Consider the following 21850-nt stretch of genomic DNA (forward strand, 5'->3'; position numbering starts at 1 on the left):
CTAATTGAAAGGTGTTTTTTACACCATCTTTTGGAAAGCCCTATTTGGATTTTACACCAACTATTTTAAAGGGCCTTATTTTTTTTACAAGAATCTCTTACGATTATTTTTGTATCAACAACAATTGGATCTAGTTTACTATCCTTGTTATCTAACATATCAATTAATACCGAACCTGCTTTAGTACCAATGTACTCGTAATCTTGACGAAGCGTTGTCAGTTGCGGAGTACAGATTTCACAGATATCTAAGTCATCAAATCCAATTACTGATACATCTTCTGGAACGTTATAGCCATGATTATGAAGAAATTGAATTGCCCCCATTGCCATTAGGTCAGATACTGTACATACTGCATCAGGTAAACCATATCGTTCAAAAAGTTCCTTCATGGTTTGATAACCATCATGGTAAGAATAAGACTCATTACTTTTTTCTTTAATATAAAGTGGTTCTAAACCTTTTTCTTGCATGAAATCTAAATATCCAAGTAAACGTTCTTTCCCAATGAAATTGGTGTAACTACCATTTACAAAGGCGATTTTACGATGACCTAATTCATAAAGGTAATTACATGACTTTCTAATTGAGTTATATGAGTCTGAATAAATAGAGTTTGGAATTGCATCTTCTGGATCTAATGATAAAACAGCTAAATTACTATCAAAGAGTTTTTTAACCGCATCATATGATGAACCTGTAGAAACAACTAAGACACCATCAACATTTTTAGAATAACAATGCTTTAAGTAATCTAATTTAGATTCAGTATTATTAGAAAGGAGTAAGATATCATAACCTTTGGATTGCACGTATTTTCTAAAAGATTCTAAAACTGCAGCGAAAAAGAGGTTTTTTAAACCATGTTCTACTTCATAAACGACACCTAAAGTATTTGTTCTCTTTAAAACCAAACTTTGAGCTGAAGCGTTTGGTGTATAACCTAACAGTTCTGCTACTTGTTTGACTTTATTTCTAGTTTCTTCACTAATTTCACTATATCCATTCAGTGATTTTGAAACCGTAGAAATAGATACACCTGCTCGGCGTGCGATTTCACTGATTGTTACCACAATACCCCTCCTCTAAAATATATTAACTATTATATCTTAAACCATACCCAAATGGATAACGATATTCTAATTCATTATAATTTTCTTTATATAATGTATGGTTTGATTGATTTACAGTCTTTGGCCAAGTAAATGGTAATTTTCCTTTAAAATCATACGCACCATATAAAACATCTGTTATACCTAGACCTTCAGAACCTGGTAAGAATAACATAACAAAACTATCAACTTCATCAATAAATTCTTCAATCAATAATGGTTTACCAGCAATCAATAAAACAATTACTGGTTTATCGATATCTTTGATCATCTCAAGCACTTCTAAATTTTCTCTATATGCTGTATCAGAAGTTAATGATAATGTAGAACTATCACCATTCATTTCAGCATGTGGCTTTTCCGCTAATACAACAACTACTTTATCAACTTTGTCTAAATCTGATATTGAACGATATACACTACCACTTGTTTCAGCTTTTATTGCTTCATATATTGTTGTTCCAGTAACGTTGATATTATCGCCACCTTGCCAACTAATTGTCCAACCACCAGATTGAATACCTAGATTATCAGAACCTACACCTAAAAGTAAAATATCATCTGATTTTGATAGTGGTAAGGCATTATTTTCATTTTTTAATAACACCATAGATTCACGTACCGCTTGACGCGCTACAGCAAGCGCTTCTTCACTTCGTAAATCATTTTTAGCTTCTAAAACTTTATCAAATAATCCCATTTCGTATTTAACTTTAAGAATTCTTCTTACAGCATCATCAATACGTTCCATTGGAATTTTTTCATTATTAACATTATAAATAATTGCATCATAAACTTGTTTATAGTTATGCGGTTGCATCAACATATCTATACCAGCATTAATTGCCCGAGCAACTTTACCTTCAAAAGTAGATGCATTAAGTTCATCAATACCGTTATAATCTCCAATAACAAATCCTTCAAAACCTAAATCTTCCTTTAAAACTTCAGTTACTAATTCCTTATTTTCATGCATTTTAATACCATTTAAACTGCTATAAGATACCATGATTGTTTTTACATCTGCTTCGATTGCTTCAACATATAAAGGTATGAAATATTCATAGAGTTCAAAACCAGTAACTTCTGAATTACCGCGATCTAACTTCCCATTTAAACCTGTGCCATAAGTTGTGTAACCATCAGCTAAAAAGTGTTTTGCAGAACCAATCACACCATATTCTTGAATACCTTCAATATATGGTCCAATTAATCCTTGTGCAAGTTCACTTGATTCACCTAGGGTTTCATAAGTTCTTCCCCATCTTTTATCTTTAATAATTCCTATTGAAGGCGAAAAGTTCATATTTATAAAAGTTTGAGAAACTTCATAAGCTGTATATTTACCAATTTCTCTCATTAAATCTGGATTGTTGGCAGCAGCAAGACCAATGTTATGTGGAAATATAGTTGCACCTTGTAAATTATTATGTCCATGTACAGCATCAACACCATAAATTAAAGGGATGCCTGAGGATGATTCTAATGCGGCATTATACATAGTTTTTGCCATATTTTGCCAGTTAGATAAAGTATTTGGATTTGGTACATTACCACCTCCATTTAATACAGAGCCAAGATTTAAACTCTTTACCTCAGCTGGTGTCACACCATTTGAACCATTTTTTCTTTCTGCTTGGATCATTTGACCAGTTTTTTCTTCAAGTGTGAGTTTTTCTAACCACCAATTTAATTTTTCATCAAGTGTATATGAGTCAGGTGGGTATTTACCATCATCAATTGGTGGTTCATCTGTTTGTTTCTCACATGCAACGATAATGAATATTAGAGCGATGATACTTAATAAACTTAAAATTTTCTTATGCATCATAATTATTTACCTAAGTAAACATGAATTTCTTCATATTTTAAATCTCTAATATCTTTTGCAAGTTTGCCTTTAATAATTGAAGATTCAACCATTTCTACTCGATCTTTAGCATATAAAACATATTTAGTCACTTTTTGATTGAAGGTATCTTCTTGATACTCATTATGGATGATAATTTTAATATGAGTTAAAAATTTAATCGAAACTAATCCATTTTTAAAGAATGACTTTTTAAGTTTTGGTTCAATTTTAAAAGTTAATTCATCATTAATAAATTCAAACGGATGCTTACCGATAAACATTAAATATGCCAGAGTTAATGCTTCGCTGGTCGTACCGGTTAATCTTGCAACAAAACCTCTACCATGTACTTTTGGATTAGGGTTATTAGATGTTGCAATAAATGAAACATTTTCTAATGTTGATCTACCATACACTAGTGGATTCATAAAAGGTGGCATACCAGATTTAATATCTTGATAGAATTCTTTATATAATCCACTCTTAAACATGCCAATTAAATACTTATAACTCATGTGAACAAATGATGCTTCACGCTCTAGCCAACCTTCTGTAAAGGCTCTTGCACGTCCAATTTCTAAGGTTTCGTGTTCAAGTGATGCAGATGTTTTGTATAAACCTAATTTTTCGTCAAAGATACCTGACTGATGGACTAATCGATGAATACTTTTAGCTTCCTTCGTGGTTGCTTTTGATTTTAAATAATGTGCTGGTGCTTCTAAATAGTATGGCAATGGTCTTACTTTCCATTCTAAAACATTGATTGAATCAAGTTTTAAGTGTGGATGTTTTAAACCATTTTTTTCATATTTAACTGCTTCAAATGTTAAGTATGTTGGAATTAAACCATTTCCTAATTTAAATGCTTGATCAATACCTTTGTCAACATAAGCATCTAAAGTTTTAATACCTTTTTCAAGTAGTGATAAACTAATTTCAACCATCTTACTATCTAAATAAAACCTAGTCTTTTGATCAAATGATTCTCTTATATCTTGAATAACATTAAAGCCATCATGAATATGTTTAACTAATTGATTAAATAATTGATAAATGTCATTTGGTATATAGACTTTTTCATCTTTGAACTGATTAGTCCATGTTAAAAGTTGTTTTAATAATTTACTTAAATTAATCGTTTCAGTTAAACCGGAACCAAAAATAGCAGGTAGACCATTCATAGCATCATTCCAGCCTGGTTTTTCAGAGTCCATCATAACACCCATACCATATGGATCAAGACTTGAAGTTTTAATTAAAGCTAAGTGTAAAAACTTCGTATAAAGTTGTACTTTTACTTCTTCACCTAACTCATTTTTATGGAAATTAGAACCTTGTTTAAGTTTCAATTTATCTATCTTTTCTTGATCATGATATAAAGGACCTAATTGACGAGGCATACCTTGATGATTCAATACATATTTGACCTTTCTAGGATATACACTCATATGTGATTGATAAAAAGCAACTTTTTCATTAAAGAGTAAATCTTGTAATTTATCTGGATAAACATTTAAATAAAGTTCTAATAAATCTAGATTATAAATCCAGTGGTCACTCCAATAACCTGTACCAAAGCTACTTTGAGTTATTTGACGACTATAAAATAAAATATTTTCTAAAAGTCTTTTGCTATCTTTTGTTAATGATTCACTTTCAATAAACATTAAAAGTGCACCAGGAGTAAATCTAGATTTCAAGAAGTTCTCTAATTTTTCAAAATTTAAAGATACGAGGTTTTTAATCTCAACTAATTTTGATTGATCAAATTCAAATCTAGAACCTTCAATTGTTAAAGGATTATGACCATCTGTTTGAATCAATTCAATGAATTGTTTTAAGTTAAATAGCCCTGCTTCTTTAACAAAGTAAACATCATTACGTCGATTTTGATTAACATCACGGTAACTTCCATTCCCGTGTGAATAATATTTTGGTTCAACATAAAAATTATTGTATTCACGTTCCATGTCACCATGTATTCTTGAGAATGTATGGTAAACATGAACGCCATCTTTTGATTTAAATATATATGGGAAACCACCTCTTAATAAGTTATCTAAGAACGCTTGTTCCATATAGGCATCAAAAAGTGGATTTGAAGTTTCAATTTGCATCGGTGAAACTAACGATTCAATAAATTGTTCTGCTCTTTGTTCTAAATCTTTAAAATAACTAAAAGTCCAGTTTTGTGAGACTTTATTTAAAGTATCTTGGCTATTAAAACTTCCCATCAATGTATAAAAACTATATGATTCACCTGATTTTAGATAGACTTTAGCAGTAGAAAAACCAGCTAATAATTGGTTTGTTGAAGCTTGAGGTTGTTTTATAAAGTCATCATAGTTTAATTGATTAAACGCATATGGTATAGATAAATCATTATAGTAGTCAAATACACAACTAGGGTCATAAACCGGAAATAACTTTTCGTTTTTTTCATCAACTGTAATATAAAAATTACCCGCTTCAACCGTTCCTACTTCTTCAGTGTCTTCTGTTGTTGAGCGGTTTTTCATAAATGGTATTCTGTTTTCAAGATTAAAAACATCAAACCATGCAACCGCAAGATTTGCCATATTCTTTTGTGCATAAAGTCCTGTACCATATGGCCAAAAATTCGCAAGACCATCAACAAAAGCTAATTCCATATCAGTTTTAGCAGTAAAAATAACTTTTCTAACCAAACCTGGATAGTTTTCACCAGTCACATTAAAGTATTTAACTTCAGTATCTAAATCTTTTGTTGATTCAGCTATAGAAACTTTATTCTTACCAATTTTTAACAATCTCTTTTGGTCTTTAGTTCCAAATGGTTCAAACGATTTACCATTTACTTTAACAAATGTTCTAAAACCATTAATTGGTGTGTATTTATAACTTAAATTTGCTGGTGTAAAATCCATAATCGCATGCTCTTTACTTTCAATACCAAAGGATGAAATTAATTGGCCGCGATTGACATAATATGTCCACATTGGAACACCATTCTTACCAGCAACACCTGGTAAGAATGATGCAAATGGTTTTTGTTTATGATAATTTTCAAATATAAATTCTTTAGTTTGCTCGTTATAGAATTTCATATTAATATAACTTTCTTAATAAATTTTGAATCGTTGGAGATTGATATACTCGAACATAATCTACTTCCATTAGTGCATAGTCTAAATTAGGATCTATTCCTTGCGCAGCACCCCAGTCACCACCAATAGCAATATTTAATAAAAGATGGAATCTCTTATCAAATGGCCAATGTTGATTCATCGGTGTTTGAACAAAGTTAAATGGGTTAAATGAAAAATACACTGAACCATCAATTGTGAAAACTAATTTATCAGGGAACCATTCAACTGCGTATACATGAAACTCTTCACTTGCTGTAGGAATCGTTTTACTACCACTTTTTTGAGTACCAATCTTATGGTAGTAAGCCTGTGTATGAATTGATGCATGAATTCTATTTTGATCATAACCAACGTGTTCCATGATATCAATTTCGCCACTGTTCGGCCAAGAACCATATGCCCAATCGGTTGGTAACATCCAAATAGCTGGCCATGTACCTCGACCAGTTGGAATTTTAGCACGAACTTCAATCTTACCCCATTTCCAATCACCTTTATTACGAGTGACGAGACGAGCTGATGTCCAACCTACTTCATCTTTGATGGCTTCAATTTTTAAAACACCATCCTCTACGCGAGCATTTTTCGCATCATTTGTATAATTTTGAAGTTCATTATTACCCCAACCTGATTGACCTAAATCGTAACCCCATTTAGTTGAATCAGGTAAGCCTTCATAATCAAATTCATCACTCCATACGAGTTCATAATCTGTAACAGGTGTTTGATAGGTATATCCATCAATTTTTGAGTATTGTTTCGGAGGTTCTTCTTCCTTTGGTGGATCTTTTTTCTCATCACACGCTAAAAGTAATGTGATAAAAAAGAACCCCATCATTAATACAACTATTTTTTTCATATTATTCTCCTGTCATACCAGTACGCTCAATACCTTCAATGAATTGTTTCTGAGCAACTAGATATAGTATTAATAATGGCATAATCGCTAAGAATGTAGCTGCCGACTTATAACCTTCACTAATTAAGCCAACCCCAACATCACCCGGTGCACTTGGAGCCATATCAGCGAAGATTGAGTCAAACATTGATAATCTCATAATCACAAGTGGATTATTTGATGCGTAGAATATGGTTGCTGAATAAATATCGTTCCAATTCCAAATGAATGAAAATAAGAAAACAATTAAAATAATTGGAACAACAAGCTTAACATAAATATGCCAGAACACTTGAAGACTTGATGCACCGTCAATACGAGCTGATTCATCAAGTGAAATTGGAATCATTTTAAAGAAGTTATAAAATATTAAAATTAAGATTGCAGAATTCACACCTTGACCAAAAAATGAAAATATTGTTTGAGGTGCTAATGTTGAGAATAAGGTTCTGTTAAAGAAATCTTTTAAGAATGTATTTGCAAACAATGCATCATAAATTGGTGTCCAAAAGTTTTCTTGTAACCCAGAAATCATCATAATTCTAGGTACTGTGACCATCGGTAATGGAATAATAAATGATAATAACAAGAAGACAAAAAGTACATTTTTAAACTTAAAGTTATATCTTGCAAAAGCATAACCAGTTAATGCTGAAATAACAGTTTGAACAATTGCTAATGTACCCATGTTCCAAATGCTCTTCCATAGATTACCTGGATCAGTAAAAGTACCTACAACACGGTCCCAAAATGAAAGTCCGTCTCTAAACCAAGCTGGTGGTAAAAGTTGTAAGACATGATTTGAAACAGTGAAATTGGTAAATGTCAAACCAGTTGGAATCCAACCAACTTCCGGGTCTAATAAGTCATTTCTTGTCATGAAAGACAATGAGATCATTCGAATAATTGGGAATAAGAATACATATGAAATCCCAATCAATAATACATAAACAATCAATTTGCCGATAAAACCTTTAGTCGCTTGGTGACCAAAAATCAACTTTTTAAATTTATCACTTTTGAAGAAATCACTAATTTTAGTGAAGAAATCTTTTATGCTTTGGAATATATTGATTAACTTAGCTTTCATGTTGATCACCTATATCCTTCTTTTTACGTTTGAAAACACGATCACGCCACTCTGTAAATGTTTCATTATCACGCATTCTTCGTAATTGTTGCTTATTAATCTTAGCTATTTGTTTTTGTTTCTTCTCTTGAATTGTATCTAAATATTTTGACTCATTCTTACCCTTTAATAGTAAGAAGATAATACCAATAAAGATTAGTACAACCATTGAGTAGATTAAAACAATTGCAGCAGCAAAACCTAAACCAGATGTATAGTTTGATGAAATGGTTGAAATAACGAAATTATAAATCGGATTCACTTCAAAAATAGCAATTTGAACAACGGTATAGATTGCAACGATCAATGCGGTTGATTTTAGATTAGGTAACATGATCTTCCAAAGCATTTGCCATGATGATGCACCATCAATTTGAGCGGCTTCATAAAGCGATTTATCAATCTTTTGTAGACCATTTAAGAAGAGAACAATTGGAATACCTGTAAACCATAAAATAAGTGTGAAATTATCAAATACAGTAATTAATAAATCACTAAAGAATGGTGAAATATTTTCAATCATTCTAAAAACTAATAAATCAGAAATATCCATTAATTGGACCGCATTACTACTTCTTAATTGAGTCATCACAGGTCCAGACATCACTACCACTGGAAAGAAGAAAATCAATCTAAATCCAGCTCTAAATTTAATCTTAGTGTTTAATAAAACTGCTAGAATTAATGAAATAACTAGAATCATTGGAACATATGTAAATTCCATTGTAATAAATGATACTAGCAATTGATTGAACTCAGTATTTTTTAAGAAGGCAGTGACATAGTTTTCACCACCAACAAATTGATACGTCCAACCATAAATATCTTTTGAAACGATATTAAATGAAAGCCAAATAGTGTTAATAAAAGGATAGATAACAAATGCTACTAATCCAATTAACCAAGGTAATAGGAAAAAGTATGCTATATTTTCACTTTTTGCTTTTCTTTTCTTTATCTTAGTCATACTTTCCTCCTTATACAATGATTCCAAAACTAATTGGTGCTACTTCTACACCTTTATATGTGTATGGATTATCGGTGTAGTTTATCACAATCTCTAAACCACTATAATAACCATTAACAATCACACCAGGTGCTAATACTGTTCTAGATGTCCATATATCGTTTATAGTTGGTGCTAAAGCACTATTTACAGTCTCATAAATATCTTTGATCATCTCTGAATATAGTTGATATTCAGTTGAATAATAGTTTGATGAATGCGTTGCAACTAATTTATAACTTGGATCATTCGTTAAGACAAATGAAGGATATGTATTATAATCGATCATTCTTAAAATATCTTTTGGTTGATAGAATGAGAAGTTTGAATAAGTAGCATATGATTCCATTGAACCTTGTAAAACGATTTGTAAGAATGGAACCGTGTCAGATTCGATTAAATGTTGGCTAGAAAACATTGGTGTATTTAAATATCTATCGACATATTTCCATAAGTATTGATTCGGTGTAACAGCATTAATTACAATCGATGAATCCATATGAGCAAATGCTTCTTGATAGATGTTTATCGTATCTGTAACAGACATAATTTCAGTTGATGAATAATAGTGTGAATATAATCTATTTGAAATACCATCAATTGTATATGAGATAAACCCCATATTATGTGTTTTATATATATTATTATTCATCCAACTTGCAGCAACAGAAGGGATTGCAAAATATTGTTTTTCAACTGGACCAGTAACTCTCGAGTAAAGATACTCATTATACCAACCTCCTACATGCTTAGTTGCATTACCAATTAATAAGTTGTTTTCTTCATAAAGGGTTGTGTAATTTTGATAAAGTGATACATCAATTCCTTGTTCTTTCAACTCATTGACAACAGATTGGAAGGCATTCTTAGAACCAATTGAATCACTCCATTCAGGTTCATTTTTACGCCCTAAAGTGACGCCACCTTTTTGATACCCTAATAATCCAGAGTTGATGTTATATACACCATTATTTTGCAGATCAGTTAGGATATCTCTTACTTGATAAATGCTTGTTACAACAACATCTTCAGTTCCAACAAGTGACTTTTTAGCATCACTCATTAAGAAATCAATTCTAATTGGGACATTCACTTCTTCATTTGATTTTGGTACTAATACACCAGTTTGAATGAGATGATCTCGATATTTTCTTGCCATACCAACATAATCTGCACTATATGGGTTGGCAAGCGAACTACCATCACCTGCTAAGAAATCAAATTGTTGATAAATATCAAAGTGATTACGCTCTTCGAATAATGATTGATACCCAGCACCACTTTGGTTATAAACTTGGGTATAAAGTCTGTTATATAAGTATCTTGTATGTGCAATTTGATAATCAGTTAAGTTATATGAGTCAGCTGAGTTTCTAGGTCTTGCATATATTTGCATATATTCGGCACCTTTAGTCGTATAACTAATAAATGCAGCTTGAGTACCATCACCATATGAAACACCAAATAAAGGCATCACTGGTTGTTTAACTGGTACCATATTTGTTTCTCTTGTATACTGAGTTTGATTTTGAGAAACATCTTGACCATAAACTGTACCAGTATATCCGTTTAATGATGCTTCATAATCGCTAAATCTAATGAGTGCCCCAGAACCATCTGGTACTAAAATATAACCTGGATATCTTGTCTTACTAATTGTTGGTTGATCCCAACGGACTCGTTTTTCCCAAATTGGTTCTTCCTCAGTCCCCATATTTCTGGTTTCTACTCTAGGCTCACCTAATTTACCACCATTTGATGCCATAAATGGTGCTAATGAAATAGAAATAAGTAAATCTAAATCATCACCATCTAACTCTTCATCTTTAATTTCAATGGCAAATCCATCTTTTGAAAAATGAAGGTGAACTCTAACTTCAATATCTACTGCTTTAAATTTAAAGTCAATTCGATAATGATTAGGGTCATTGTTAACCATTTTAATATCATCAGTTCGAACTGAGTTTGCAACTCTTTCTTGAACTGAGTCTTGTCCAGGGTTTTCAAGATCTGGAGCAATAATAAATTGTTTAAAACTTGAACCAGCTTGAACAGATGGACGAGATACATTCAATCTATTCACATATTCAAGAACGATCAATGAATTTGCGATACCTTCTCTTGAGTCATTTAATTGCTCTTCAAAAGGTTTAGCTAATGCTAAAATCTCTTCATCAATTGCATCTGGATTGTTTTCAATAAATAATTCAGTTACTGCTTCAATATATGAATCGTAATCATGATCAATACCTGATTTCCATGTATAACCATTTCGCTTATCATAAACTGCTAAAATACCATTATGTGCTTTATAGTAATACTCATAATTTTCATTTTCTTGCAGTAAAGTATAACCTTCCTTATTTAAAGGAACAATTGTTGTTTCATCTGGAGGTAGTTTAGTATCTTTATTTGTCTCAACATAAATGGCATTAACGTTATAGCCGATAATGACAATCATAAAGAATAAAATGAGTAATCTTTTAACGGAAAACATTTCTTAACGCCTCCTTAATAATTGCTTCTAAGAATAAGTAAAGTTGTTGCCACATAGTAATGATGATGATTAAAACCACCACAATGATTAAAGCAAAAAGTAAACTCATGATAATACTTCTAGCTGTTTGTTTACCACTATATTCATGAATTTCTGATGTACCTAAGAAAATTAAAATACCGCTCCATAACGCACCACCACTCATGATGAAGTCTAAGAAAAATACTTCATTAAAGGTTAATACATGTGAAAGAATTGTTGTTAAAATCATTGCAAACAATAATGGAGCTAATGAATAACTAAACATTGTAAAGATTTGTCTAAGTTTACCAATACCATCATTAATTGATGTATCTAAGTAGTTACAAATAATAAATAGTAAAGTTACTGAAAAGAATCCTAAAACTAATGCCGTTAAATCGATATCTTCTACTAAAATAATTTGATAAATAAATCCTTTTGAAGTATTAAAGATGATAAATGCAATAAATGTTGCAAGATATATTAAGAATGATGCTAAGAACGAACCTTTATGACCATGCTTCAAATCTTCAAAACTATCAACTGGATGTCTCATTATCTTAAAGGTAAATGTTAAATCATTTAAGAATTTACGATCAAAGAATGATTTCATAGGATGTGTAAATTCACTAATCTTACCTGTTTTAGCATCCACTTTATTTAAGATAACGGATGCTGCATAAATTAAGATCATAATAATGATTGTGATACCTAAATAACTTTGAATGGTTACATTTCTAACTTCCCATGAAGCATCAGAATAACCAGCACGATTACCTGCTAATTCAAAATGAACCATAGCATTTTGATAATCTTCTAATTGTAAATAAGCTTTAGCTATGTAGTTATGAGCTAAAACTGACATTTGGTTTAGTTTTAAGACTTCTTGCCAAGCTTCAATTGCTTGTAAGTACTCTCTATCTTCATATAAACCGATTGCGTTATATACTTCTTTTGCATAATCGGTTGGTTCAAATGATTGTAAAAATGATTTATTATCATCAAGTGCAAAGATTACGCCATCATCACGGACTGCAATAGCTGATAAGCGTGAGAATACCCCTGAAACATCTTGACCACTTGTCGCATCTGAATTGGATGAACCAAAGTAGTAAATAAACTCACCAGTTGCATCATAAACAAAGATTTCGCCACCTTGCATACCAGCATAAACAATCCCATCTTTGTCAACATAAATGTCTCTTGCATCATCAAAAGCAAATGTTCCTTGGAAGATGTTACCACCTTGTGTATTATGCTTTTTAACTGCGTTAAATCTTACTGACATCGTTGTTGTATAAACCATTGAGTTCTTATCAATGAAAACTGATGAGAATGGATTTGGTGTTCTAGCTAACAAATTGTCAAATTGTTCTTTTGATAAAATGATTTTTTGGAATTGTTGAATAAGTGTTAATTGAATCTTATTGGTTGTAAAGAAACCTAAAAATTCACCAATATTTGATAATTGGATGATACCACTTGAGACACCAAGTGCTGATATGTATAAATTACCTCTGTTATCGACTGCAACTTTTGAAGGTTCAAATGTTGCATCTGCATAAGAAACTGAATCTGGTCTTGTAAACTTCTCTATAAAGTTGAAATCATCATCAAATCTAAATACAGCACCAGCTGCTGAGTCAGCAACATAAATACCACGACTTGAAACAAAGATCCCACGAGGAGAAACAAATTCTGGATATGTCAAGGTATCTACAAGTGTATTTGATATAGAATCATATTTTAGAATCCTTTTATTACCAGTATCAGCAATCCATAAATAACCTTCGTCATCAAAGATCATATCTTCTGGATTTTTTAGGTTTAATTCCATTGTTGTTCTAAGTGGTAAATATGCATCTTGAGTTCTAACCATTTGACCTTTAGCATTAATTGTTAATGTATATGATGTTGCACTTGATGCATTTGCTTGTGGAATTAATAAGAATAATGTAAATAGTAGCAAAATAAGGGTTAAACTTCTTTTCAATGTTTTCATATAACCACCTACTTAATGCCGGCATGTGCCATTGTATTCATGACACGTGATTGCATAATAATAAAGATAATTAGGTTAGGTAAAAACATGATTAAACCTGCAGCGGCAGCCATACCGACCCCAGCAAGTGCGGAACCAGTATTAGATGATGCTAAAGTATTCAAATAGAATGCAAATGATTTCATGGTTTCATCTTGAATATATAATGAAGATGATTCTACCGCACCCCACGTCGCTTGGAATGTAAGGATTGCAACTGTTGCAATCGCATTCTTTGTTAGTGGATAAATTAATTTAAATAAAATTTGGAAATCATTCGCACCATCAATTCTTGCAGCTTCAATTAACGCATCTGGAACTTGATCAATAAATTGCTTCATTAAGAAGACATTTACAGGAACTGCTAAGTATGGGAGGATATGAACAAGTGGATTATTATTTAACCCAATTTGTACAATAATAAAGTAAGTTGGGATAACCACTGCAGTTCTAACAAACATCAAGGCTGTTTGGTTTAAACCAAAGAGTGCTTTTTTCGCTCTAAACTTCTTCTTACTTAAGACATAACCAGTCATTGTACTGATTAGGATTGTTAAAAAGACCATAATCAATGTGATGACCAATGTGTTAAATAAATATCTGACAAGTGGGACACCAGTTGATGTTGCTGTTCTAAATAATTCTGTGAAATTATTAAAAGTTGGATTCTGTACGAAGAATCTTGGTGGGAATAAGAACAATTCATCAAGTGGTTTAAATGCTTGGTTAAAAATGAATAATACCGGAAGCAACATAAAAGTTGCCATTGGAATTAAAACAATATAAAACGGTATTTGTGATTTAGAGAATGAAGTAGGGTTTATTTTTGTACCTTGAAAACTCATATATGTGCCTCCTCCCTAATCTTTTTCCGCAAATAAACGATAGGCTACTTTAGAGAATATCCAAATGACTAAGAGTAACACAACTGATAATGCAGCTGCATAACCCATTTCATAACGAATAAAGCCATAATCGTCAATATGGTTTGTTATTAACTGGACTGCGTTTTGCGGTGTTGGGTTCGAACCAGACAACGCAACGCCGATATAACCATTTGTAAAGGTTGCAACAATTGCCATAACAGCACCGAATAACATTTGTGGTTTCATCATTGGAATCGTTACATGTACAACTTCTTGAAATTTATTTCTGATACCTTCAATATATGCTGCTTCATAAAGTTCTTCATTACCATTTAAAATACCTGCAAGCATGGCAAGAAAACCAACACCCATTGAACTCCATAACGCAACAACAATAACAATTGGCATTAAGTATTCAGGAGATTGCAAGAATTGGATTGGTCTGTCGATAATGTCCCAATCCATTAAAAGGGCATTAATGTAACCTGATTCATCACCTGAAAATAAGGTACGCCATACAACTGAAATGAAGACACCACCGACCATTGAAGGCGAATAAACTGCTAAGGCAATGATAGTTCTTGGAAGTGCTTGGATTTGAGCAAGCAACCATGCAAGTAAGAAAGATAACATATAACCACCAGGACCTACGAGGAGTGAAAACATCAATGTATTTGGTAGTACATATTTTAAGAAGACAGGATCTTGCGTAAAAATATTTATATAGTTTGTCAATCCTAAGAATGAAGGTGTTTCAATCACGTTAAATGATGTTAGTGATAAGAATATTGCGATTGCAACCGGAAATGCAATGAATAATGAGAATAATAAGACATACGGTAATAACATGAAGAAAACAGTCATTGCATCTTTGAATTTAGCATCTTTTAGGAAGTGTTTTTTAGTTCCTGTAACTTTATTCAACGTATCCATGATATCCTCCTGCTGCATCTAGCATTTGTTGTCTTACCCAGTGAATATCTCTGATACTGTATGGTCGTAAGACTGTACCATCAATGTCTAAGAATTTAAATTCAATCATCTTCTTACGCATTTCGCGGTTAATTTGAATCACATATTGGTCAACAGCAATCCCGGTTGGTGTTCCATCAAATACGGCTGTATTCCAAATGTCTGATAATGAACGCTCAAGCATATATTGACCTGGAGTTCTTGGCACGTCAACTAACCATTTAATTTGTTCTAGAATGACTTCTTTATGTTCTTCTGGGAATGGTGATTCAATAAATGCATTAATATTACCTGAAATCCAAGTGTATGTTGGACCATAAGTAGATTGTAGATTGAATGAGAATTGTGACTGGATTTCAGTTGACATCCACCACTTCAAGAATTCCCATGATTCATCTGGTTGATCAGTATCAGCCATAATCATTCCAGCAGTACCATTAGCAATATAGTGACGATTTGTTCCTTCATCTGTTGTAACAGAAGGGAATGGAGCAATATCCCACATACCGGTTAATTCAGGTGCAGCATTTTTAATTAATTGATATGTTGCAAAATCTGCAATACCAATTGGTAGAGTTGCATAACGGAATGAATTGTAGAATGAAACTACTTGTTCAGGTAAAGCATAGTTTGTAAATAACTGATTTAAGAATGTCAGACCATCAACTGCACCTTTTTCATTAATTGCAGTTCTAAGTCCATCTTGTGAATAAATGTCACCACCAAATTGATAAATAAAACCAGATGTTTGGTAGAACCATTTAATCGCTGTACCACCAGCGATTGGGTGATAGAAATTCATACCATATTTTTGAAGTTCCGGTAAGATTTGAATAACTTCATCCCAAGTGTCTGGAACCATGAAATTGAGTGAATCAAAGATATCCTTACGATAAATAATGACATTAAAATCAAGTGTTTCAGGCAGTGCATAAGCTTTATCATTTAAGATATAAGGCACAAATGCACCCGGAGCAAATTGACTAGCGAATTCCCAATAATCTGGGAATGATGATAAGTCATATGCTGAATTTCTTATTGCTAAGTCAAATGGCATATAAGAAATTAAACCTAATGCGACGTCTGGTTGTTGATCTGCCGCTGATGCCATAACTAATTTGGTTGCATCCGGCATAACTGAAATCTTAACCGGTACACCAGTTGCAGGTGTAAATGTTTGGTCAGCCATTTTTTGCATCATATCAACATAAGTAATTGGTCGGTTAACCCAAATATCTAATACACCTTCTTCTTTTGTAAGTTTGTACTTATTAGAAGTAAATGATGCAAAGAAACCTTGAATTGTTGCCCAGAATGATTCAAAAATATTCGCATTTGCTTTTCTTAATTCAACATTGTTGTATACATGAATTTGATTCAAATAAAGTGGTTGACTCTTAAGTGTATCTAAAATATCACCTAAAAATTGATTAATTGAACCTGATCCACCGACTAAATCATCCATATAAAGTGGTAAACGATTATAATCTTCATAAATATTTTCTAATCTTGAAAGCGACTTTTGTAAGGATGATAGTGTCGTAGATGCTGCTCCATTTGGTGCATAGATTGATAATTCATCAATTGATGCTTTAACAAGCAAGATATATGATTCGATATATGATTTAGTTTCAGGGATTAATTCACTAAAACGCCATGTACGGTCTTTGTCGATATCTTTACCGGTAATTTTTCTAACTTCAAGGGTAAAAGTGTTAATATGGTCAATTAACATTTGAATTTTACGAATTGCACTTTGAAGTGGTTCTACTTCAGCGCGTAATGTAATTGTATTTATTCCTTGTTCTAAATAGAATAAGAAATCAGTTTCACTATTCCCTAAAGTTTCAACTCTCCAATTACCACTTGTTGTTGGTCTAAATTGGTAAGCTTTTACTTCTTCAAAAGGAATTTCTCCATTAATATAAATCGATCTAAAAACTGGATAATCATATTTAAAGTTTGCATAACGGAATGCTAATCGATATAACCCAGCCTGTAAAACTTCTACTTCATAACTTACAGATTGACCAGGTAATCTCCATGTATTTCCATCAACAACATTGAGTTTTTTATAAACTGGGTCAAACGGTGCTAAGCTTGGATTCATTTCAGCAAACGCTTGAACATATGATGTGTTTTTTTCAATATAGTCAGTTGCTTTAATATCAATGACACCATTCACTTCACTACCAGTTTGTTTATCTTTATATGCTTGATATGAATCCAACTTGGTTGGTTGATAGATTTCAATATTTGAAATTCTAAAAACTGATGATGAAGTATTCGTAATTTGAATTGTATTTAAACCAGCATTAAATTTATAAAGTAATGGATCAACACTTACATAAGTATTGTTATACAAAGGTGTAAAATGCCAAGTATCTACAATCACTTGGTTTGGTAAAACCTCATCTCCATATCGATCTTTAGCATAATCTTTTGTTTGATCTTGCCAAATAATAGGAAGTTCAATGGTTTTCATTTCTTCATAATATGTTTGATCATTAATTTTTAAGTCAATCGTAATTTGATTTAAGGTTGCATTAGCAACTTTATAATGAGCACCAATATGATAGAAACCATCTTCCGGTACTATAACAGTATAAATTGCCGTCGTATTCTTCGGCATATCTAAACTTAAGTGACCATTTGAAGGATCTGTTCCTGCTTCAACATTATCAAGTTCTGCTATGATACTATTTACGCCATAATCAACTTGTAATTGATTCTCGCGTAAATAATCGACATATGTGTATCTAGCATTATTGGTGGTTGAATCAAGTAGTATCATTGCTGTATTAATTTCAGATTGGGTAATGCTGCCATCTGGAATATATATGTCTTTACCAGTCGCTAAAAGTATAATTAAAATTAACGCAATTATCCCCGCTAATGTCCAACGAATGGTACGTTTTATTTTACCCATCATGTGAAAATCCACTCCTTTTTAAGTTATGATGGCACTAAACAAGACGTCTAGTGCCATCACAACGGAAGATATTAAAAAATTATCTTTTTATAATAGTTAATATATTGATATATTAAGCAAAGTCTTCATCAGTTAAGCCATAATGAAGTTTTAATGCAGCCTTTAATTTATCAACTTCTGTTTTGAAACGAGCGTTAGCTTGAGTATTCCATTCAGGTAATTTAGCTAATACAGCAGTTGTGAAACCAGCATCGGTTCTACGAGGTGATGTAGCACCTGGAGTACCTGTTAAGACTTCTGGTAAGTTGAAGTTATCCCATTCATATAAGATACCTCTTCTTGTACCATTATCATCATAATACCAAGGATAAGCTTTATCAGAAACGTCTTGAACATTACCGCCAGCAAATACTTCCATCATGTAGTGGAATCCAGGGAACTTTTCTTTATCAGCTAACATAGCATGGTTTTCAGCTTCAAACCAAATTTCCATTTGACGAGTGAATGCATCACCAGTTACTAGAGGAACAGAGTCGTTCATAGCAGTCTTGATAGTATCACCATTCTTGTACATTTGATCTCTACGAGCTTCCCAAGCACGGTCATCACCAATCCAGAATGATGCGAAAGTATAAGCGATTTGTAGCTTAGCATATTCTTCATCACTTAATTCTGGGTTTTCATCTTCTAACGCATAGTTATGAATAGCAAGAGGGTCTAATACAACACCAACTGTGTTATCAACATAATCTGTTGAAGGTCTTGGATAAATATCCCAGTTGTCAGATTGAACTCTACCCCAGTGAGTTTCATTTGGATTTGCAGCATCCCCTAACATCCAAGGGTCTCCATCAAGAGTTAATAATGTACCGTTCTTGAAGAAGTTGAAACTCCACCAACCATTGTCATTCATGAAACCTGACATAATTGATTCTTGTTCTGTACCAGCTACCTTATCCCATTGTGGCCATACAGAATGATCAGCCCATTCAGCGATATATGGAATTAATGATCTAACTTCTGTTGAGTTCATGTTAATGAATGGATTGTCACCACTTTGGTTTCTTAATTGTTGAGCCATTGTAGTAGTTCCAGTAAAGATGAAACTCTTAGGAGTATCCATTGAACCATACCATACACCTGGGTTTGAGTGTGAAACAAAATCAGTATATTCATCAATTGTCCAGTTTGGTTCTGGAACGTCGATGTTATTGTTGTCTGCTAATTCTTTATTAATGTACACGCCCCATGGTTGTAAGAACTGTGGTAAACCAGCTTGGATACCATAATAGTTCATCATTGACATGATACCAGGGTTGAATGATTGATACATTGGGTCATTAGCAAATACTGATAAGTCAGCAACTAAACCACGTTGTACTTCACCTACTAAGTTAGTAGATGCCCAAATGTCAACTGTCTTGTTATGTTCTAAAACGAAATTTTCCTTAAATTGATCCCAGCTCACGCCGTCATCATCTGGACCATTAAGTTTAGTAATAACATTAATTTTTACATTTGGATATACTTTGTTAAACTCTTTTGCTACAGCATAAATAGTTGCAGCATTTTGTGAAACAAGATCTTCTGGTGCTAATGTTTGTTTCCCGATATTTTCATAGAAATTACCGTCACCAGACCAAAGCATAATTGTAAGTTCCCCTTCAGTATCTGTTGGAAGACCTTCATATCCAGGTCCACAGGCTACCAAAAGAAAAGCTACCATTGCCAGAAATACTGACACAAATATTTTTTTCATACTTTCCTCCTATTTGGAATGTGTGTTTTATCACATTCTCATTATAACACTTCATGAAAACGATTTCAACAAAAATAATAAGCGTTTTACAACGTTTTCGTAATATAATTCGTGTTTATTTAAAAAACGCATCATTTTCTTTATTTTTGCTGATTTTCATTAAAATTTTCTTAATTTTCGTAAACTAGTTTTCGTAAAAAATAAATGTTTGAGTACCTTGTCCAGGCAGTGAATATACAACTTCTCCACTGTGAATCGAAATAGAAAAACTTTGTGGAATCTTTGTTTTATTATGAACAACAAGAACGATTGATCCATCAGGATTTAAGAATGCTGCTTGTAAAAGTTGTTGATTACTTACTGTCGATTCAATTTTTCTAGCACCATTTCTAATGAACTTTGAAAAATGTCCAATTGTATAATATTCTTCATTCTTAATCACTTCACCTGTTTGTGAGTTAATTGTTAAAACACCTCGACAGTTTGTACAACCACCATTTTTAGGACCTTGGTTTTCATCTAATGCGATGTTCCACATTAAGACACCTTTGGCACCATACTTAATTGAACCGATAAAAATATTTTCCATGCTCCAGGTGATATTATCAGCAAAGTTTGTTGCCCATAATCCACCTGATATTTCAGTAAACCAGATACCCTTGTCAGGAAATGCATTTTGATATCTTCCAGTATCTTTAACTTCGCCACCATAACCATGTAATGCTGCTCCAGCAACATAGTCTTTAGCTTTTGAGTTTGTTACAGTAATTGGATAATCCATACGATCCCAATTATGATCATATGCCATAATTAAAGTTTTAATGTTTTCTTCAACGAAACGCTTACCCATCGCAACAATTAAATTAATTTGTTGATTAGGTAGCATATACATTGAAGGATAACCAGAAGTTTGATGCAATGGTTCATTTTGAGGTGTTACAGCATAAATTTCAACACCTTCTTCTGCCATTGATTTTAGATATTTAACAAAATACTCAGCATAAACATCAATATATTGATCTAAAAGTGATCCACCATTTAAACTCTTATTCCCCTTCATCCAAGCTGGTGCACTCCAAGGAGATGCCATAATATTCAACTCTGGATTTAAGCTAACTGCTTCTTTAATCAACGGAATGAGTTTTTCTTTTTCTCTATCAATAGAAAAGTTCGCAAGTTCTAAATCAGGTATATTATCTTCAGTATCATTATATGTATAGTTATTTAAAGAGAAATCAGATGCACCAATTGTTAATCTCATGAAAGACATCGAAATACCTGAATCACCAAACAAATCTTCTAAGACTTGTTGTTTAGAAGTTTCATCTAACCCTGAAATAACTACTGCACTAGATTCAGTTAATGCAGCACCAAAACCGTCCATTTCCTGATACAGTTTTGATGGGTCTAATCGAATCTTTGTTCCATTTGCTTTAAGATTTAGATCCGTTTGTTTATCTGCTTCTTTATTTAAAAGTTTTTCCTTATTCCCTAATGTTACATAAGATTCAACAGTATACGTTTTTTTCACTGGTTCTTCCTCTTCAGGTGGTTCGGTTTTTCCACATGCTACAAGCATGATTAGGTTTAAGCAAAAGATAAAACTTATTGCTAATTTTTTGTACATTCAAACTCTC

Annotated in this window: 13 protein-coding genes; all 13 read right to left on the minus strand. The window is 32.4% G+C overall.

Going from position 1 to position 21850, the window contains the following annotated elements:
* Positions 1-65 precede the first annotated feature (65 nt).
* Positions 66-1073: a LacI family DNA-binding transcriptional regulator gene (locus tag PG914_RS05575; protein ID WP_488822724.1), complete on the minus strand. Its 1008-nt coding sequence runs from the start codon at positions 1071-1073 to the stop codon at positions 66-68.
* 22 nt (positions 1074-1095) lie between these two features.
* The gene (locus tag PG914_RS05580) at positions 1096-2943 is read right to left on the minus strand and encodes a glycoside hydrolase family 3 protein (protein WP_488822725.1); all 1848 of its coding nucleotides are present in this window, start codon (positions 2941-2943) and stop codon (positions 1096-1098) included.
* Between the two features lie 2 nt (positions 2944-2945).
* A complete protein-coding gene (locus PG914_RS05585) occupies positions 2946-6050 on the minus strand; it encodes a cellobiose phosphorylase (protein WP_488822726.1) in 3105 nt (1034 codons plus the stop codon).
* Between the two features lies 1 nt (position 6051).
* Positions 6052-6951 carry a glycoside hydrolase family 16 protein gene (locus PG914_RS05590; RefSeq protein WP_488822727.1) on the minus strand — a complete coding sequence of 300 codons (900 nt, stop codon included), beginning with the start codon at positions 6949-6951 and terminating at the stop codon, positions 6052-6054.
* 1 nt (position 6952) lies between these two features.
* Entirely contained in the window at positions 6953-8080 is a 1128-nt protein-coding gene (locus PG914_RS05595) for a carbohydrate ABC transporter permease (RefSeq protein WP_488822728.1), read from the minus strand.
* The gene (locus PG914_RS05600) at positions 8070-9086 is read right to left on the minus strand and encodes a carbohydrate ABC transporter permease (RefSeq protein ID WP_488822729.1); all 1017 of its coding nucleotides are present in this window, start codon (positions 9084-9086) and stop codon (positions 8070-8072) included. Before PG914_RS05600 ends, PG914_RS05595 begins: the two co-directional genes overlap by 11 nt.
* A gap of 10 nt (positions 9087-9096) precedes the next feature.
* Positions 9097-11622, minus strand: a complete 2526-nt coding sequence (locus PG914_RS05605; RefSeq protein WP_488822730.1) for a DUF5696 domain-containing protein — start codon at positions 11620-11622, stop codon at positions 9097-9099.
* Complete coding sequence (locus tag PG914_RS05610) at positions 11609-13645, minus strand: YIP1 family protein (RefSeq protein WP_488822731.1); 2037 nt, start codon at positions 13643-13645, stop codon at positions 11609-11611. The genes PG914_RS05605 and PG914_RS05610 overlap by 14 nt, the downstream gene beginning before the upstream one ends.
* Positions 13646-13653: 8 nt before the next feature.
* Entirely contained in the window at positions 13654-14529 is an 876-nt protein-coding gene (locus tag PG914_RS05615) for a carbohydrate ABC transporter permease (protein WP_488822732.1), read from the minus strand.
* A gap of 15 nt (positions 14530-14544) precedes the next feature.
* Positions 14545-15483: a carbohydrate ABC transporter permease gene (locus tag PG914_RS05620; protein WP_488822733.1), complete on the minus strand. Its 939-nt coding sequence runs from the start codon at positions 15481-15483 to the stop codon at positions 14545-14547.
* Positions 15467-18454, minus strand: coding sequence for an extracellular solute-binding protein (locus tag PG914_RS05625; RefSeq protein ID WP_488822734.1), 2988 nt, complete (start codon positions 18452-18454; stop codon positions 15467-15469). Before PG914_RS05625 ends, PG914_RS05620 begins: the two co-directional genes overlap by 17 nt.
* 112 nt (positions 18455-18566) lie before the next feature.
* The gene (locus PG914_RS05630; protein ID WP_488822735.1) at positions 18567-20213 is read right to left on the minus strand and encodes an ABC transporter substrate-binding protein; all 1647 of its coding nucleotides are present in this window, start codon (positions 20211-20213) and stop codon (positions 18567-18569) included.
* A 184-nt stretch (positions 20214-20397) separates the two neighbouring features.
* Positions 20398-21840, minus strand: coding sequence for a glycoside hydrolase family 30 protein (locus PG914_RS05635; protein WP_488822736.1), 1443 nt, complete (start codon positions 21838-21840; stop codon positions 20398-20400).
* Positions 21841-21850 lie beyond the last annotated feature (10 nt).

Source organism: Acholeplasma sp. ORD1043, assembly GCF_057808485.1.